This window comes from Alteromonas gracilis (assembly GCF_002993325.1).
Taxonomy (GTDB): domain Bacteria; phylum Pseudomonadota; class Gammaproteobacteria; order Enterobacterales; family Alteromonadaceae; genus Alteromonas; species Alteromonas gracilis.
On sequence record NZ_PVNO01000021.1, the window covers coordinates 1 to 17,762 of the forward strand.

The window sequence follows — 17,762 nt, forward strand, 5'->3', positions numbered from 1 at the left end:
ATCTGTGTAGGCACTGCATCAAGTGCGTCTATCGACGTAATGGTAAGGAGGTGATCCAACCCCAGGTTCCCCTAGGGTTACCTTGTTACGACTTCACCCCAGTCATGAAACACAAAGTGGTAATCGTCCTCCCGAAGGTTAGACTAACTACTTCTTTTGCATCCCACTCCCATGGTGTGACGGGCGGTGTGTACAAGGCCCGGGAACGTATTCACCGCAGTATTCTGACCTGCGATTACTAGCGATTCCGACTTCATGGAGTCGAGTTGCAGACTCCAATCCGGACTACGACATTCTTTAAGGGGTCCGCTCCACATCACTGTCTCGCTTCCCTCTGTAAATGCCATTGTAGCACGTGTGTAGCCCTACACGTAAGGGCCATGATGACTTGACGTCGTCCCCACCTTCCTCCGGTTTGTCACCGGCAGTCTCCTTAGAGTGCCCAACTGAATGCTGGCAACTAAGGACAAGGGTTGCGCTCGTTGCGGGACTTAACCCAACATCTCACGACACGAGCTGACGACAGCCATGCAGCACCTGTGTCTGAGTTCCCGAAGGCACCAATCTATCTCTAGAAAGTTCTCAGCATGTCAAGTGTAGGTAAGGTTCTTCGCGTTGCATCGAATTAAACCACATGCTCCACCGCTTGTGCGGGCCCCCGTCAATTCATTTGAGTTTTAACCTTGCGGCCGTACTCCCCAGGCGGTCTACTTATCGCGTTAGCTTCGCTACGCACGCCTTAAAGGCACACACAGCTAGTAGACAGCGTTTACGGTGTGGACTACCAGGGTATCTAATCCTGTTCGCTACCCACACTTTCGCACATGAGCGTCAGTCTTTGGCCAGGGAGTCGCCTTCGCCACTGATGTTCCTCCAGATATCTACGCATTTCACCGCTACACCTGGAATTCCACTCCCCTCTCCAAGACTCTAGTCTGCCAGTTCTAAATGACCATCCCAGGTTGAGCCCGGGGCTTTCACATCTAGCTTAACAAACCGCCTGCGTGCGCTTTACGCCCAGTAATTCCGATTAACGCTCGCACCCTCCGTATTACCGCGGCTGCTGGCACGGAGTTAGCCGGTGCTTCTTCTGTTGTTAACGTCACGGCTAGCAGGTATTAACTACTAACTTTTCCTCACAACTGAAAGTGCTTTACAACCCGAAGGCCTTCTTCACACACGCGGCATGGCTGCATCAGGGTTTCCCCCATTGTGCAATATTCCCCACTGCTGCCTCCCGTAGGAGTCTGGGCCGTGTCTCAGTCCCAGTGTGGCTGATCTTCCTCTCAGAACAGCTAGAGATCGTCGCCTTGGTAAGCCGTTACCTTACCAACTAGCTAATCTCACTTGGGCCTCTCTTTGCGCCGGAGCCGAAGCCCCGTTTGGTCCGAAGACATTATGCGGTATTAGCAGTCGTTTCCAACTGTTATCCCCCTCGCAAAGGCAAGTTCCCAAGCATTACTCACCCGTCCGCCACTCGTCATCTTCTAGCAAGCTAGAAATGTTACCGTTCGACTTGCATGTGTTAGGCCTGCCGCCAGCGTTCAATCTGAGCCATGATCAAACTCTTCAATTAAAATATATCGAAATATGAATCGTCGTTGTGACACTCTTAACGAGTGCCCACACAGATTGTCTTGTCTAAATTGTTAAAGAACGTAGCAGCTTCGCTGCTATTCACTATAAGCCGTTGCTTCTTAGTGACTCACCCTGTTCGAGTGAGGTGCGCATTATACGCTGGAAGTTTTCGTTGTCAACACTTTTTGAAATTTATTTTCTGAAGTGTTTCTTCTAAACTCCCGTCTTTACTGGCCTATAAAGGTAGTAGAGACTTACTTCAGGAGGGTTGCTGTTTTGCTTTTCACCCGAAGCGGATGCGCATTTTAGGGAAATGAGCGCTCACGTCAACACTTATTTCAAAAAAGATGAAAAAACTGAACTAACCGGCTATTTTTCATTCAAATGTGATAATTAGTAGACAATATGGACTAATTACTAATAGGATGGTGATTCAGATCCTATAAAGTAGTCGTTCTTAAAGTAGTATTTGATCCTGCCGTTAATATATTAGCGCTTGATGTTCGAGATAAATAATTAAGCTTGCGTAAGGGAATACGTATAAGAATGTATATAAGCGTAAATGACCTATGCTTTGCGTTCTTTATAAATGTATTAATACTGGTAGTGTCAGAAATTGACTACGCAATAATTATAAAGGTGGGTTATGTTACGAACTCTTACATTGCTATCAGCAGCACTACTAGCTTCTCAAGTTAGTTATGTGGCAATGGCGCAAGACGCTTCATCTAATGAAGCTATTCAGCCATCCACTTCAGCGAGCGTAGAAAAATCCGTTGAAGAGTCGAATCGCTTTCAAACAGCCTTTCTAAAACGTCAAGTCGACCAAACCATGTCGGTCGGACGTGCTATTAGTTCTATCGCTGGTCACTATCCTCAGGAAATAGTGTCTATCGTCGACATTGCACTAGACACTTACCCTGACAAATATAGAGAAATTATTTTCGCGGCTATATCTGCTCAGCCTTCTTCTACCGAAGAAATTGTTCAGCTTGCCATAGAAAAGGAAGTAAGCAGTTGCCCTAACATCGTTCAGTTAGCCATTAAGGCTGAACCTACCTATGTAGATTTTGTTGTTCACGCTGCGGCGGTATCAACGCCTGAAGAGTTAGATGAAATAGTTCGCGTAGCCGTGTTAACTCAACCTGATGCTGCAGACAGTATTGTTCAAACGCTATCTCAGGAACACCCTAATCGCATCGTTGAAATAATGACAAGTGCACTTAATGCTGTGCCTTTTGTTGGAGAATATGTGGTTGATGCTCTATTAGCTGTCTTTCCTAATGAAGCGCAAACGGTTGTGGAAACAGCGGTAAGAGAGTCATCTCAACAGCGCGAGCAAGTTATTCGTATTTTAAGTACGGCTCAACACGCGGGGGTAACCCACGACAAGTTGAAAGAATATGCTATGTCTGCTGGTTTATCTGAAGAAGACTTTGATAGTGCGGTAGCTAACTAACCTTTATTAGCTAGTAGATGCCAATATAATAAACGGCGTATTGAGAAATCAATACGCCGTTTTTCTTTGCTCTGCTTCGTGTTTTAACTTAGCTAAGTTATGCAGTTTAAACAGCAATGCACCGGTTTATAACTGCTATGCCTTACCAGCTAATTGGTGAAAGAATAAAGTAACGCCGCTTCTTTATATAGCATGAGTTCTGCTTTTAATAAGTCTACCTTAGCTTTGATCTCTTTTATCTTCGCTTTAATTTCGTTTTGCGCCCGCGCATTTAAAACAAACATATCGCTGTCGCCAGCATCAAATCTTGTTTTTTCTACTACAGATAAGGTTTTTGCTAATGCGGCATTTTCACTTTGAAGGGCCACGATATCTTTCGCTTGGCTCCAGTAAATCAATGCTTGCTCGAAGCGTTGCACTATTGATTGTTCGGTAGATGTGAGTTTATGGGAAAGCTCTCGTTGCTTAGACTGGAGCTGAGCCCGTTCGGCTTTCGCCTTTCTGTTGCCAAGTGGGTAAGAAAACGACAAGCCAACTTTTGTTTCTGTACCTTCTAATGATTCAGAGCCTGCGCCAACGTCTCTGGCAATTGATGCGGTGAGATCAAGCTTAGGAAGTAGTGCATTATCTGCCAGCGCTACCTTATTTTGTACCACCTGCTGCTCTAGCTTCATCACGTCTAATTCTGGATGACTACGCAAAGCGTTGCGAAGGATAACCAATTGGCCGTTCCCTATCCAATAGGGCCAATTTATATCAGCTGGCAGTTTATCACTATCAAGCGCAATCATGTCGCCGTTTGAAGAGCGCCAATAAAAAGATAGCATTTGCGCATGCATATCTCTTTTTTGTTTAAGTTCGGCTAGCGTTAAACGCTGCTGTAAAAGGTTTGCTTTAAACTCTGTTAGTACAATACTGGCCAAGTCACCTTTTTCTACACGTGTGACCAGTGCCTTTTCCCGCTCTGACGCGGTAGCTAACAGCTCAGAAACCGCCTGTATCTGCAATGCGCTCTCGTACCATGCTATGTATTCACTTACGCCTTTATATACAAAGTCGTTGATAAGGCTAGTGGCCAGTGCTTGCCATTGTGATGAAGCTAAACCAGCATTTCTAAGCTCAGTTCTACGCTTATCTATCTCACGGTTTTGTAACAAAGACATTGCAATACCAACACTGGCTTCGCCGCCAGATAGCGTGTCGTAATCACCTTCATAAGCAGGAAAGTCTCCAGCTGCAATGCGATACTCACCAAACACCGAAGCGTTATAATCCTCTATAGGGTTAGTAAACCGCTGGGTTAAGTTTGTGCCGTCGTAATAACCTGAAACACGACTTTTCGTTTTTTGCTCAATGAAAGGGTCGAAGCTGCTTCTTGCTATTTCAAGTTCTGCGGCGGCTTGATAATTACCTTCATTAATCGCTAACACATATGGATGGTAATTCACCATGCTATCGATAAACACTTCAATGGATGGCGCTTGCTTTCCTTCCGCCGACTGCGCATTTGCAGCAAAGCAAAATAATGAAGACAGCAACGCAAAAGCTGCAGCGATTTCTGTAGTCCCTCGCACTACCATATCGACGCTCCAGCGTTTTTCGAACCGCCTGATGTAGAATCTTGGGTAGGCAACGGAGGGAAATTATTGAGCTGACGCCACATCTCATAGCCCAAGCGTACTTCTTCTAACAGCACCCATGCCTTAACCCGACTACCCAAACGGGCCGAGCTTTCCGTTGGCCATGGAATATCTGATTCGTCTGGCTTTATCCACACATTAAAATCTCCGGTAGGGTTCGCGACTGGCTCTACATACACCACTTCGCCACCGAAAGTACCAATTGCACTGCCCGGCCACCCGCTAAATTGAAAAACGGGCCAGCCTTCAAATTGCAAGCGCGCCTTTGCACCAGGTTTAACGAGTGGCGCGTCTAACCCTCTTACCGTTACGCGAACACTACGCTTTGCATCTTCTGGTATAAATTGCCCAAGAATATCGCCAGACTTAACAAAAGTAGAAACGCCACCCGACAATAAACGCACCACAGTACCGTCCACCGGCGCAAACTTAGTTTGCGTAGATTGACGTGACAAGGTCATACTCACTTCATTGATTTCAGAAACAGACGCTGCCACCTTAGCCCGCAGTTCTTGTACTTTTATCTCAGCTTTCTCTACTTCTTTTCGCGATACCAGCCCCTGCTCTTCCAAAGACTTCTGACGCGCTAAGTTATTCTCAGCGTTTCTTACTGCGGTTTCGTTAGCTTGATTCTTTGAATTAGCGGCGGCAAGCTGTGATTGCAGTTTTTCAAGACGCTGCGCATCAATATCAATAAGCGTGACGATAGGCTCGCCGGCTTTAACTTGCTGCCCTTCCCTGACATGCCATTGCTTTACCTGCCCATCCACAAGCGCGTTAATTGGCTGGGTTCTGTCTTTCGGATCAAGAGAGTCCACCATCCCTGTACCATAGGCAGTCTGGATCCAAGGCGTAAAGTACAAAATCATTCCAGCAGCGATAACCAAGAAGATAATTATACCCGTAATTATTCTGTGTAGCTTTGGCACTTTCAAAGAAGGCAATGAGGTAATGTTGTCAAGAAAGCGACGTTCTGCGTTATTCACTTACTCACCCTCCTTATTGATATTTGAGCTATTGCTCGTATCACCTTGTGCGTTTGCGCGCGTTGGCTCTGTCTCTTCAATATACTCGATAAGCATTTCAGTCGCATTGTCGTGTAAATGAAGCACACCATCTAAACAATCAGGTATCGGTATGTTAGTAAAATACATCACGGTAAAGTCGTATTTATCTAAGCGTCTGAGGAGTCGTTCTCGCATCTCGATGGGAATAGCATCAAAATGCTGATTGAGTATAAGCAGTTTTGGTTTGGCAATAATGGCTGCTGCAAGTTTAAGTAGTAAAAACTCTAGAGGCTGCAACGGAGCACCCAATACAGACACTTTGGTTTTAAGCCCGTCTGGCAGACTATCGATAACCTTCGTCATCTCTACTTCTGTAAGCGCGGCTCGAATATCAGCAATACTTGCTTGCGGGTTAGCCAGCTTCAGATAACGCTCTATAGACACCTCAATAATTAACGAACGGTCTAATATTGTCACCGCTTGTCTAAGCTCATGGGTGTCGTAGTCGTTTAGGCTTAATTCACCAAGTAATATATCGCCAGCCTTAACGCGGTCGTACTGCTTGAGTAGCCCAAGCAGCTGTTTTTGAACCCAGCTCTTATCGGTTGTGACGAAATATTTCGTGCTTGGCTCAAAAACAACGTTAAGAAGACAATGATCGTTACCGTGTTTTAAATCAACATCGTTAAACACAAGCCTTGAAGAGGCGGGGATATGTTCTGAAGTATTCAGCTCTTCTTGTGGCATAGCCAAAGCCCCGCCCAACTTTTCAGCGGCGCCATATAGCTCGTAATAAAGCTTCAAGTATTGCGTGAAACGAGATAGCCCAAAAAATACGGCAGACATTACCAGCTCTGCAGCAACGAGCTGACCGATTGAAAGCTCTCCCTGCACGACGAGGACACCACCAATACCCAACAAAGCGGCGCTTGCCACGGCGTACATTAGCAAGAACATCACTACCTGTGAGAAGGTATAATGGAAATGATTTTTATGCTTTTGCACATAGTTACTGATATAGCTTTCTGTGCTTCGGCCCGCATATTCAACGTGATCAGCCGATTTGAAAAACTCGTGGGCAATGGCAATGTCGTGTAGCCATTTAGCAGAATCATATTTAGCGTGAGAAAGTTCGATGGCCGTGCGTTTAGCGCCACGGCCCCACAGTTTCCATACGGCATACATGGTAAGTAACAGCACCACGTTAAATGCAAACAATGCGGGATGATAAAACGACACCAGGGTAAAACCCACCAGCATCTGAAGTACCAACGCAAAACCATCTATCATCAAAGACGGCATGTTCTTTTGAAACGTCATGATGTCAAAATACCGCTGTGTGATACTCACGTTTTGACGCCCTTCAAAAAAGCTGTGCGGTGCTAGTATGGTTTTAAGGCCTAGGTCGGCCGTCAGCCGTGCGTAAACCTTTCGTTCGTAAAACTCCATAACCCGCATGCGAAGCGCACTAAACACACCAGATATAAATAAAGTAAGGAATAGTACAACGGCCAAAATAACCACCGCGCGGGTAGAGCCTATATTTGCGATACTGTTAATTAAGGTTTGAACCGCGATGGGCACCGCGAGCGTCATTAAACTGATTGCTACGCCATAAGCAATAGCAACCCAAAAAAAGCCAGCCTCGGGCCTGAGTAGAGAAAATAGAGTCTTTCGCGTTTTACGTAAATCTATTGGTTTAGCCATAGTTATGTCTTCAAAATACCGCTAGTTTAAAAACTTGATAAACGCGCTGCTTGTACAAATCGAAAGCAACGATATGTAGTGTATTGCATTAGTAACTTAGAATAAATCTGTTATATTCTTCATACTTCATCGAAAATAGTTGCGTTTGAAAATAATGGGGTCAGAGTACATTTCTGCGTTCAAATACTTCAATAATCGAGTACCTGATTAAAGTATGCATCATCTAAACTATCATCATCTATATTATTTTTATCTTGTTGCCCGCGAAGGCAGTATCGCAAAAGCAGCAAAATTACTTCACGTTACTCCTCAGACAGTGAGTGGGCAACTGAGTACTTTTGAAAGTCAGCTTGGTTACTCCTTATTCGATAGAATAAACAAACGACTATACCTAAACGCGAAAGGCAAAGTGACATACCAGTATGCCAGTGAAATATTTCACAAGGGTAATCAACTGGCTGAAATACTTAACAATAGCGATGAAGTGAATACGAAAGAATTTGTAATAGGTATTACAAATGGTATTCCAAAAGTGCTTTTTTACGATTTTGTTCACGGCACTATGCGTAAATTTGCCAATGTGAGGTTTGTAATAAGAGAAGATAGCTTTGATGGACTGTTAAAAGAACTGGCCATTAACGCTGTCGATTTCATTGTGGCTGACAGAGGAATTGCACCGGGCACTCAAGTAAACGCAAACAGCTACTTCCTTGGTGAAAGTTCGCTAAGCTTTTTTGCCAAACAACCACTTTCTGCCAACCAACGGTTCCCTGACTGCTTAAACCACATGCCACTTTTAATGCAGGGTAACACCTCGGGTATTAGACACGCCCTATCCAGCTGGCTAGCAACGGAGCAACTGTACCCCAAAATTGTGGCAGAGTTCGACGATAGTGCCCTTTTAAAACTATTTGGTAGCGAGAACTTTGGTGTATTTTGCGCCCCTTCGGCGATAGCCGAGCATGTAGAAAAACAATACGATGTGCATTGTATTGGCAAATCAGAGGCTTTGAGTGAACGATATTACGCAATTACAGGCAAAAGCCGCGCAGAGTACACGCTGAGCGAGGATATCATTGGCTCAGCAAGAGAGATTTTCAGTAACTAGTTTAGCCTTTACATTTTTCCACGCAAAGCTCTACTTGTGATTCGCCGAAGCGCTCGTCAAGCAAGCGATGCGCTTCCTGCTGAACTTTTGACCAGTCGAAACGTCCGCGACCAATGTATGCATTTTCAGCGAGTGTCTCGACTACCTCGAAACACTCACGATCAACGACTTTCTTATCCATTTCGAAGACATCCTATTCCCCAGTATTTTATGAATAATATGACATTCGCTGTTTATCTACCTTTAAACTTGGGTATCTCGCTATCGCATTTTGTATCGTAGGGGATAACAATGGGGTATACGAAACACGCTTTAACAACAAACGCGGAATAATTACTCTTCCCTGCGTTTATTAAGCCGCAACGCCATCATCTATATCTTGTGAATAGTAGCTAAGCGTCAGTATCTTTTCTAACATAAAGCGTAGCGCATCATTTATCGGCATAAGCTTATCGCCTAGCTCGTAGTCAAGCTGTGCGAGCCTCTGTCTACCTTCTGCGATCATAGGCGGCTTAATGGCTGTAGATTGACCTGCATTATTTGCAGCGATATCGCCTATTAACGGTTGTTCGATTACGTCTGAACGCTGTGGCTGTATAGCAATTAGGGCAGCCGCATACTTTTCAGGTACTGCCTGCTTAATGGTTTTACATACCGAAAGCGTGGCCTCGCCGGACTTCGTTTTATAGCCAGCCGCGCCGAACATACGACAAATACCAGGGCGATACTCGTAAATTCCGCAATAACCTTCTGAACCATCTAAACTTAAGCGCTGATATTGTTTACAAGCAAAGCCGCTGTAGCTTTCAAGTTCATCGAACACTTGCTCTGCCTGCCCCGTATCAAATAGGTGCAACGCAAAAGGCAACATTTCTAGTGGCGATACCTCAATGTCGGGCTTATTGCAACACGCACCACATTTTTCTACACAGTTTAGAGACTGATTAGATTGGAACCCACTAAATTCTTGAGAAAGAGATTGGTAAACATCCATCACTTGGCTGGACAGCTCACGCAGCCTATTCATAATGACTCCGCTAAAAAGCAAACTAAAACAAAAACATGTTCATGCAGGTTTATATGATAGGTAGCATGAACGCATTACTCTGTTACTGGTTTTGGTAACCTATTACACAGATTGCATTGGAGAGAGAAATGTACTCTGACCCCAATATTTTAAAGCATGCTTCTTCCCCGCCGGGAATGAGTAAGCTTGAGGCTTGATGGCAGGGGTTGAATTGGCGAGAGTTTATTTTGATTTTGGGGTTTTGGGAAGTTTTTTTGTGAGGTTGGATTGCGAAAAGACTGATGCTTTTCGCAATCTCAATTCTTATGTTAGTCGGCGTTGAACAAGTCGCGGCTGTAAACTTTATCGAGTACGTCTTCGATATCGCCCGTTACACGGTTGGCGACGATAACGTCAGAGATTTTCTTAAACTCTTCTAAGTCGTTTACAACACGAGAGCGGAAGAACTCTTCTTCTTTAAGTACTGGCTCGTATACCACAACCTCAATACCTTTCGCCTTAATACGCTTCATGATACCTTGAATAGCACTGGCGCGGAAATTGTCTGAACCGGTCTTCATAATGAGGCGATATATGCCAACAATCTTGGGGCCACGGCTTACAATTGAATCGGCGATAAAATCTTTACGGGTGCGGTTAGCATCTACAATGGCCTGAATCATGTTGTTCGGCACTTCACTGTAGTTAGCCAGTAACTGCTTAGTATCTTTTGGTAAGCAGTAACCTCCGTAGCCAAAGCTTGGATTGTTGTAATGCTTACCAATGCGTGGGTCTAAACCTACACCTTCAATAATTTGTTTGGTGTCTAAGCCGTTTCTTTCTGCATAGCTATCCAACTCATTAAAATAAGCCACACGCATTGCTAAGTATGTGTTGGCGAATAGCTTAATCGCTTCAGCTTCAGTACTGTCGGTAAACAATACATCAATATCTTCCTTAATAGCGCCTTGCTGAAGTAACTTAGCAAACACTTCTGCACGCTCACTACGCTCACCCACAATAATACGGCTAGGGTGAAGGTTATCGTAAAGTGCTTTACCTTCACGTAAGAACTCTGGAGAGAAGATTAGGTTTTCAGTACCAAAACGAGCTTTTGCGTCTTTAGTGAAGCCTACTGGCACGGTCGATTTAACAACCATCACGGCATCAGGATTAATTTCCATCACCGTTTTGATAACCGCTTCTACACTACCTGTGTTGAAGTAGTTAGTTTGCGGGTCGTAATCCGTGGGAGTAGCGATAATGACATAATCAGCATCTTTGTAAGCGACCTGAGCATCTAATGTAGCTTCAAGATTAAGCTCTTTAGTCGTTAGATACTCTGAAATCTCCTTGTCTTCAATTGGAGACTTTTTACTGTTTAGCATCTCGACTTTTTCAGCCACTAAGTCGACCGCTTTCACTTCATTGTGTTGTGCAAGTAGCACGGCGTTTGATAAGCCTACATACCCAGTACCTGCAACTGCTATTTTATAATTGCTCATTGACGATTCCATTTTAATATAATTTCCAATTTTGAAACTAACTTATGTTTGATTTTATTGAGAAAGCTCCCCCTTCGTTTTAACTGAAAAGTTCTCTCGCATAAGTGTTAGATTAGGGCTGTATGCAGGGTCATGGTCAATATAGTTGCCCCATCTTGTTTTTAAATAGTGTAATTCTCGGTTAAATCTTGCTGCTTTTTCTGGCGCGTGGTCTGTACCTCTGCTTACTGACTCATGATGGTATAATTCGGCTTCCGCACAGTAAATATTTCTAGCGCCAGTTTCTTTAACTTTGAGACAAAAATCTACATCGTTAAACGCTACTGTCAAATCCTTTTCATTTAGCCCGCCCACCTCAAGAAATAAAGACTTCTTTACGAGCAAACAGGCTGCAGTTACGGCTGAGTAATTTTGCGTAGCGATTAATCGCTTTATATATCCTGGATGATAACGAGGGAAATATTTATGTGCATGACCTGCACCACCACCGTACCCCATTACAACTCCTGCGTGTTGAATTCTACCATCTGAATACAACAACTTAGCGCCTACACACCCTATGTCCTCACGACTGGCATGCCCTACCATTGACGAAAGCCAGTTAGGGGCGATTACTTCTATATCATTGTTTATAAGCCCTATGATCGCGCATCTATCTGAAGCATGTTCCACGCCAAAATTATTGATTGCTGAATAATTAAACTCACCTGGGTAGCTCAATACTTTGATCTTGGGATGTTTGTTTAGCTCACTAAAGTAATTAATACTTTCTTTTTCGTCCGAACCATTATCAATCAACAATATTTCATAATTTTGATAAGTGGTTTTTTCCAAAATAGAATCAATACAAGCTTGAACAAGCTTTTTAGCGTTCTTTGTAGGGATAATTAGTGTAACTAAAGGCTCCGAAGCTATTGGCCACTGTATATGGTTTACGCCAAGTTCAGTGTTGAATGACGCTACAGCTGTTGTGCAATCAGACAATCTCTCCCTTATATCTTTAAGGCGTTCATCGACTGCAGCTTTGTTTGTTGTTCTATGTACAAGAGTAAACGGCAGGTGCTTAATTAGTAATTCAGGCTGCTTAAGCCATAGCTCCGCCACCAGTCCAGCTATAGTTTGTGACTTTACGGAATTTTGCTTCAGCAATTTGGCTTTACATTTAACACCTGTAAAAACATACCCCGTGGAATATTGCAGATCTGGGTTCCAATCTGGTAGAAAATGTGGTGATACTCTTCGTTTTTTGACGTCAATCCTGTCCGTATCACAGTAAGTTAAGTCTGCTTCATCGTTATTGTTTGTGAACACTTTAACGGTGTCATGAGTAATGGTGTCACCACTATTTAGGAAAAAAAGAAGCGTGTTATCATCCAAGTCGCGTACAGCCTCTGCTAGACTTGGAAAGCGAGACACTTTCATCCCTAACGTCTTCTCTGTAACAACTCTGATATCCATTTTACCATTGCTAACTTCTCTCAAACTTTTTAGAGAAATCGCTAAATCTTTATGGCCAAATATAATATAAATAAAGGCTAAATTGGCTTCATTGCCGACAGCTTTACTACCTAATATTTTACTCTGATACTGCAGGTAATCTTTGTATAGTGCCATACGCTTTTTTTCAGACGGAAAGCCATAAAACAACCCCGAACGCTGTAAAGAACGGCTATAAAACTCGGTAAGTTTATGATTACCTTTAAGCTTGTTTCTCACCGCTTTAGGCACTAAACCAATAGCACCTTTAACAGTCATCATCGCGAACTTCTTCATACAGCTACTTTAATCCCTAACAGCATTGTCTGACACTAATTAAAAAGCCGCAGTTGTATGCGGCTTTCATATAATATCACGTTTTACAGTGACGAGTATTAGCTTCCAGTGCCTAAGCGTTCACCTTGATAACTTCCGTCTAAAACTGCTTTCCACCAGCCTTCATTCGCTAAATACCACTCAACGGTTTTACGAATACCGCTTTCGAAGGTTTCTTGTGGCTTCCAACCTAGCTCACGCTCAATTTTGCTGGCATCAATGGCATACCGCATATCATGCCCCGGGCGGTCTTGAACATAAGTGATCTGCTCGGCGTATTTGCTATCTTTCGGCTTAACTTCATCCAAAATTGAGCAAATAGTTTGCACCACTTCAATGTTCTGTTTTTCGTTATGGCCACCAATGTTATAGGTTTCACCAATGTCGCCGTTAAGCGCTACAACGACCAACGCTCGCGCGTGATCTTCAACATACAACCAGTCACGAATTTGATTACCTTTGCCATATACAGGCAACGGCTTTCCAGCTAACGCATTCAAGATGACTAACGGAATCAGCTTCTCCGGGAAGTGGTACGGGCCATAGTTGTTTGAGCAGTTGGTGACTAGCGTTGGCAGCTTATACGTACGAAGCCACGAACGCACTAGCTGATCTGAGCTTGCTTTACTTGCTGAATAAGGCGAGCTTGGCGCATATGGCGTAGCTTCCGTAAAAAGTGGAAGCTCAGTTCCAGGTTCTACTTCATCAGGGTGAGGAAGGTCTCCGTATACTTCATCAGTAGAAATGTGGTGGAACTTAAACCCGGCTTTTTTATCGCCTTCAAGCGCTGACCAATATGCTCTAGCCTGTTCGAGCAAAGTATATGTGCCAACTACGTTGGTTTGAATAAACTCGCCAGGGCCATCGATAGAACGGTCTACATGAGATTCTGCCGCTAAGTGCATAATAATATCGGGCTTGTGCGTATTGAACACGCGCTTCACTTCTTCAGCATCACAAATGTCAACTTGTTCGAAGCGATAGCGGTCGCTGTCTGAAACTGACGTTAATGACTCTAGGTTACCCGCATAAGTTAGCTTATCTAAATTGACCACAGTATGGTCGGTATCGTTTATAAGGTGACGCACCACGGCAGAGCCAATAAAACCCGCGCCACCTGTTACTAAAATTGTTTTACTCATTTTCTTTTTACCAAAAATATAATCTTGTTATCGTCGCTTAAGCTTTCAGTTCATCTAGCATACTGGCTAATTGCTTACGCCAGTGAGTAGGCTTACACGACGCAAACGCTTCTCGAGCAGACTGTTTATCTAGCACGCTGTAATGGGGGCGCTTAGCTGGCGTCGGGTACTGGCTAGATGGAATTGGCAATACTGGGATTGATTTGTCTAGCAGCCCTTTCACAATGCCTAATTCTTGTATAGCTACAGCAAAATCGTACCAACTTGCTACGCCTTCGTCGGTCCAATGGTAAACACCAACTGTGTGGTTTTCAGCAGCTGACACACAAGCTTCAGCCAACCCTTTTGCCCACGTTGGTGTACCTATTTGGTCGTCTATTACGCCCAACTGAGGCTTTTCAGCCATTAAACGCAGCATAGTTTTCACAAAGTTATTGCCATGCGATGAATATACCCAAGCAGTTCTAATCAAACAGCTTGCATCAGGCAGTATCTCAAGTAAGGCTATTTCGCCATCAGCTTTTGATTTGCCATATGCACCTTGTGGCTCGATAGGGTCGTCAATTAGATAGGGGGAACCTTTATGACCATTAAAGACATAGTCGGTAGACACATGCACAATGAACACGCCGTTAGCTTTACAAAACTTCGCTAAATTCTCGACCGCCAAAGCATTAATAGCATTACAAGCTTCTGTATCATCTTCTGCTTTATCAACCGCTGTATAGGCAGACGCATTTATTAAAACATCGGCTGATAAAGGTACTAATTTTTCATCAATATCAGAGGCGTTCGTAATATCAATATCATCACGCCCCAAAAACGTTACTTGGTGATCGCTATTTTCTAGTTCACGAGAAAGTTCAAATGCTAGTTGACCAGACTTACCTATAATTACAATGTTCATTAATCACTTCTATCCGGTAACGATTAAAACGTTGGTGCGTCTACAAATGCTAAACCCGCTTCGTCTTTACCAGACAGTGAAGGTTTCTCACCATTTACCAACGGCCAAGCGATATTTAATGTAGCGTCGTCATACTTAACCGACACCTCAGACTCTGGGTGATAATAGTCGGTGCATTTATACACAAACTCAGCAGACTCGCTGGTAACATAAAAGCCGTGAGCAAAGCCGGCTGGTACCCATAACTGGCGCTTATTCTCAGCTGATAACGTCACCCCGACCCACTTCGCGTAAGTGGGTGAGTCTTTGCGCATATCTACAGCTACGTCGTACACTTCGCCGCTAACTACACGTACTAACTTACCCTGAGTTTGCTCCATTTGATAATGAAGACCGCGAAGAATACCTTGCCTAGATTTAGAGTGATTATCCTGAACAAAATCTACATCTGCACATTCCTTTTTGAACCAGTCAGTGCGAAAGGTTTCTAGAAAAAAACCGCGCTCATCACCAAATACCTTTGGTTCTATAATTTTGACGTCAGGGATGTTTGTTTTAATTACTTGCATTAACTTTCCGTACGAACTTGCATATAAATATGAAAAAGGTGGCAGTGCCACCTTCTATAAACTGCGAAATTATACTTTCACTTTGTCTTTGAGAACTTTTAAGAGGTAGTCGCCATAACCACTCTTCTTAAGTGGTGCTGCTAGCTTTTCAAGTTGTTCAGCGTTGATATAGCCCATTCTGTAAGCCACTTCTTCAGGGCAACATACTTTTAAGCCCTGGCGTTTTTCTATAGCCGCAACGAAGTTTGCAGCATCCAGAAGGGAATCTAACGTGCCCGTATCAAGCCAGGCAGATCCTCGGCCCATTAACTCAACTTTCAGGCTACCATCTTTAAGATACAAGTTATTCAGGTCGGTAATCTCTAGTTCACCACGGGACGATGGCTTAACTTCTTTAGCGAAATCCACTACACGGTTGTCGTAATAGTAAAGTCCAGTTACGGCATAGTTTGATTTAGGAACAGCTGGCTTTTCTTCAATGGAAAGTGCATTCCAGTTATCGTCAAACTCTACTACACCATAACGTTCTGGGTCGTTTACATGGTAGCCAAACACAGTAGCACCGTGCTCTTGCTTATAGGCATTCTGTAAAGAGAGTTTTAAATCGTGGCCGTAATAAATATTGTCGCCAAGAACAAGTGAACAGCTATTATTTCCAATAAATTCTTCACCAATTAGGAAAGCCTGCGCCAAGCCATCTGGTGACGGTTGAACCGCGTATTGAATATTCATTCCTAACGCAGAGCCATCACCTATAAGGTCGACAAACCGCTGCTGCTCTTCAGGCGTGGTAATAATAAGTACATCACGGATGCCCGACATCATTAACGTCGTTAACGGATAAAAAATCATTGGTTTATCATAAACAGGCATTAACTGCTTACTAACAACCTTCGTTAACGGGTGCAAACGTGTGCCAGAGCCGCCAGCTAGTATTATTCCTTTTCTCATACATTCCATCCATCAAGAGGCCTACTTTTACTGTGCAGCATAAAGTTTTGCTGAACATGCTCGGCCCCACTTTCTCGCCATTTATTTATCTGTTCAGTTTCACAATGCTCAAAGACGTAACGCATCAAAGCAGAGGCTGACTCAATATTAGGGGCTGCCCACGTCGCATTCGTAGAACTGGGGTATTCGCCTTTGTTTATCATTACTAAATTGAACTCTACAAGTAAAGGATAATCATCAAGAAATAGGTCATTACTTCCAGAATATGCTGTCGCAATTACAGGTAGTTTTCTTACTAACGCCTCTGCTATGGTTCGACCAAAACCTTCACTTCTATGTAACGATACATAACAATTAGCAGAATCCCACAATTGTTCGAGATCTGAAGAAGTAAGCAACTTGTCTACGATTTTTATCCTAGAGTCAGACAGGGATTTTAATTTAACTTTTTCCCAATGCTCGGTATCACTACTATTCGAAACCTTTAAAACCAGCTCTACGTTTTCATTTTTGGCAAATGCGAGCTGGAATGCCTGAACAGTTGCTAACGGATTTTTTCGTTCAATGTATGAACCCGCATCAAAAACGAATAGAAACCGAAACGGTGATGTATTCTTCTTTCTTTTTTCACTTTCATACTTACAAGGTAATACGACAGGCGCACTGTATTTAACCGATGCGTGAACTCTAGACAATGCTTTAGTTGTGAAATGAGAAATACCCCACACCTCATCAAAGCTATCAAGTGTTTCTGCCCACTCTTCTGGGGCATGTTCAAGCTCCCAAGGGGGGATGATCGTTGTATACCCAAAAGTTGCCGACAAATCCTCAACAACCTCGAGTAGTTTTGCCGCTTCGATTGCATTGATAAAAAATATGGACTTATCAAAAATTACACCGTTTTCAAAAGGACTTGAAAAACTCAGAGGGTCATCAGTCGGGTGCCCAATATGGACAATCGAAAAAGCAATGCCTTTATGCTTTAGTAGTTCTGCATAGGCTCGCAGATCCTCTCCTAATCCAAGGCGCCCTCTACTATAACCGACTAAATTAACTCCGTTACTTTTCAACGGTTCGCGGCGCTTTTGGGTTTGATAGTTTAACTTAGTCTCTAACTCTTCTATGTTAAAAATACTCTTCCCATAAATTTCATACCAGCGAACAAGACTCGCTCTTTTTTTGAAAGTAGACAAATCACACTCGTTGGTAATCTTTTGGTACAGCAAAACCATTAAGTTGGTTATTGGGTATGTTTGATCTTGTTCAACATTTTCGCTTGGGGAGAATAGCTGCTGCCAAATACTTTCAGGTAAAAGGGATAGGCGCTTATAAGTCCAAGGCAGGTAATGATTAAATACGTCCATACTCTTA

At 43.5% G+C, this 17,762-nt stretch carries 14 protein-coding genes and 1 rRNA gene; 2 read left to right on the forward strand and 13 right to left on the reverse strand.

Annotation, left to right across the window (positions count from 1 at the left end; translation table 11 throughout):
• Positions 1-43 precede the first annotated feature (43 nt).
• A 16S ribosomal RNA gene (locus C6Y39_RS05335) occupies positions 44-1,576 on the reverse strand.
• A 648-nt stretch (positions 1,577-2,224) separates the two neighbouring features.
• Here C6Y39_RS05335 and C6Y39_RS05340 point away from each other — a divergent pair.
• Positions 2,225-3,037, forward strand: a complete 813-nt coding sequence (locus C6Y39_RS05340; RefSeq protein ID WP_105930274.1) for a hypothetical protein — start codon at positions 2,225-2,227, stop codon at positions 3,035-3,037.
• Between the two features lie 149 nt (positions 3,038-3,186).
• Here C6Y39_RS05340 and C6Y39_RS05345 read toward each other — a convergent pair whose 3' ends face one another.
• From C6Y39_RS05345 to C6Y39_RS05355, 3 genes are read right to left on the reverse strand one after another with little or no spacing between them, the layout of a single operon-like run.
• Positions 3,187-4,617, reverse strand: a complete 1,431-nt coding sequence (locus C6Y39_RS05345; protein WP_240618817.1) for a TolC family protein — start codon at positions 4,615-4,617, stop codon at positions 3,187-3,189.
• The gene (locus C6Y39_RS05350) at positions 4,611-5,663 is read right to left on the reverse strand and encodes an HlyD family secretion protein (protein WP_105930275.1); all 1,053 of its coding nucleotides are present in this window, start codon (positions 5,661-5,663) and stop codon (positions 4,611-4,613) included. Before C6Y39_RS05350 ends, C6Y39_RS05345 begins: the two co-directional genes overlap by 7 nt.
• Positions 5,664-7,391 carry an ABC transporter transmembrane domain-containing protein gene (locus C6Y39_RS05355; RefSeq protein WP_105930276.1) on the reverse strand — a complete coding sequence of 576 codons (1,728 nt, stop codon included), beginning with the start codon at positions 7,389-7,391 and terminating at the stop codon, positions 5,664-5,666.
• A gap of 214 nt (positions 7,392-7,605) precedes the next feature.
• Here C6Y39_RS05355 and C6Y39_RS05360 point away from each other — a divergent pair, with 214 nt between their 5' ends.
• Positions 7,606-8,499 carry a LysR family transcriptional regulator gene (locus C6Y39_RS05360; protein ID WP_105930277.1) on the forward strand — a complete coding sequence of 298 codons (894 nt, stop codon included), beginning with the start codon at positions 7,606-7,608 and terminating at the stop codon, positions 8,497-8,499.
• 1 nt (position 8,500) lies between these two features.
• On the opposite strand, the gene C6Y39_RS05365 is transcribed toward C6Y39_RS05360, so the two are convergent.
• The 9 genes from C6Y39_RS05365 to C6Y39_RS05405 all read right to left on the reverse strand — a co-directional run bounded on the left by C6Y39_RS05365 (position 8,501) and on the right by C6Y39_RS05405 (position 17,755).
• Positions 8,501-8,680 carry a hypothetical protein gene (locus C6Y39_RS05365; RefSeq protein WP_105930278.1) on the reverse strand — a complete coding sequence of 60 codons (180 nt, stop codon included), beginning with the start codon at positions 8,678-8,680 and terminating at the stop codon, positions 8,501-8,503.
• A gap of 171 nt (positions 8,681-8,851) precedes the next feature.
• Positions 8,852-9,526, reverse strand: a complete 675-nt coding sequence (locus C6Y39_RS05370) for a YkgJ family cysteine cluster protein (RefSeq protein ID WP_105930279.1) — start codon at positions 9,524-9,526, stop codon at positions 8,852-8,854.
• Positions 9,527-9,834: 308 nt separating this feature from the next.
• Complete coding sequence (locus C6Y39_RS05375) at positions 9,835-11,022, reverse strand: nucleotide sugar dehydrogenase (RefSeq protein WP_105930280.1); 1,188 nt, start codon at positions 11,020-11,022, stop codon at positions 9,835-9,837.
• A 42-nt stretch (positions 11,023-11,064) separates the two neighbouring features.
• Complete coding sequence (locus C6Y39_RS05380; protein WP_105930281.1) at positions 11,065-12,783, reverse strand: glycosyltransferase family 2 protein; 1,719 nt, start codon at positions 12,781-12,783, stop codon at positions 11,065-11,067.
• Positions 12,784-12,881: 98 nt separating this feature from the next.
• Complete coding sequence (gene rfbB, locus C6Y39_RS05385; protein WP_105930282.1) at positions 12,882-13,964, reverse strand: dTDP-glucose 4,6-dehydratase; 1,083 nt, start codon at positions 13,962-13,964, stop codon at positions 12,882-12,884.
• Between the two features lie 37 nt (positions 13,965-14,001).
• Complete coding sequence (gene rfbD, locus C6Y39_RS05390) at positions 14,002-14,871, reverse strand: dTDP-4-dehydrorhamnose reductase (RefSeq protein WP_105930283.1); 870 nt, start codon at positions 14,869-14,871, stop codon at positions 14,002-14,004.
• A 23-nt stretch (positions 14,872-14,894) separates the two neighbouring features.
• Entirely contained in the window at positions 14,895-15,440 is a 546-nt protein-coding gene (rfbC, locus tag C6Y39_RS05395; protein WP_105930284.1) for a dTDP-4-dehydrorhamnose 3,5-epimerase, read from the reverse strand.
• A gap of 69 nt (positions 15,441-15,509) precedes the next feature.
• The gene (rfbA, locus tag C6Y39_RS05400) at positions 15,510-16,391 is read right to left on the reverse strand and encodes a glucose-1-phosphate thymidylyltransferase RfbA (protein ID WP_105930285.1); all 882 of its coding nucleotides are present in this window, start codon (positions 16,389-16,391) and stop codon (positions 15,510-15,512) included.
• Positions 16,388-17,755: a glycosyltransferase gene (locus tag C6Y39_RS05405; protein WP_105930286.1), complete on the reverse strand. Its 1,368-nt coding sequence runs from the start codon at positions 17,753-17,755 to the stop codon at positions 16,388-16,390. The genes rfbA and C6Y39_RS05405 overlap by 4 nt, the downstream gene beginning before the upstream one ends.
• Between the last annotated feature and the right edge of the window lie 7 nt (positions 17,756-17,762).

Coding starts and splice junctions, on each gene's coding strand:
- C6Y39_RS05370 (WP_105930279.1), bottom strand. CDS start 9,526: ATGAATAGGCTGCGTGAGCTGTCCAGCCAAGTGATGGATGTTTACCAA.
- C6Y39_RS05380 (WP_105930281.1), bottom strand. CDS start 12,783: ATGAAGAAGTTCGCGATGATGACTGTTAAAGGTGCTATTGGTTTAGTG.
- C6Y39_RS05405 (WP_105930286.1), bottom strand. CDS start 17,755: ATGGACGTATTTAATCATTACCTGCCTTGGACTTATAAGCGCCTATCC.
- rfbA (WP_105930285.1), bottom strand. CDS start 16,391: ATGAGAAAAGGAATAATACTAGCTGGCGGCTCTGGCACACGTTTGCAC.
- C6Y39_RS05345 (WP_240618817.1), bottom strand. CDS start 4,617: ATGGTAGTGCGAGGGACTACAGAAATCGCTGCAGCTTTTGCGTTGCTG.
- C6Y39_RS05340 (WP_105930274.1), top strand. CDS start 2,225: ATGTTACGAACTCTTACATTGCTATCAGCAGCACTACTAGCTTCTCAA.
- rfbB (WP_105930282.1), bottom strand. CDS start 13,964: ATGAGTAAAACAATTTTAGTAACAGGTGGCGCGGGTTTTATTGGCTCT.
- C6Y39_RS05365 (WP_105930278.1), bottom strand. CDS start 8,680: ATGGATAAGAAAGTCGTTGATCGTGAGTGTTTCGAGGTAGTCGAGACA.
- rfbC (WP_105930284.1), bottom strand. CDS start 15,440: ATGCAAGTAATTAAAACAAACATCCCTGACGTCAAAATTATAGAACCA.
- C6Y39_RS05375 (WP_105930280.1), bottom strand. CDS start 11,022: ATGGAATCGTCAATGAGCAATTATAAAATAGCAGTTGCAGGTACTGGG.
- rfbD (WP_105930283.1), bottom strand. CDS start 14,871: ATGAACATTGTAATTATAGGTAAGTCTGGTCAACTAGCATTTGAACTT.
- C6Y39_RS05360 (WP_105930277.1), top strand. CDS start 7,606: ATGCATCATCTAAACTATCATCATCTATATTATTTTTATCTTGTTGCC.
- C6Y39_RS05355 (WP_105930276.1), bottom strand. CDS start 7,391: ATGGCTAAACCAATAGATTTACGTAAAACGCGAAAGACTCTATTTTCT.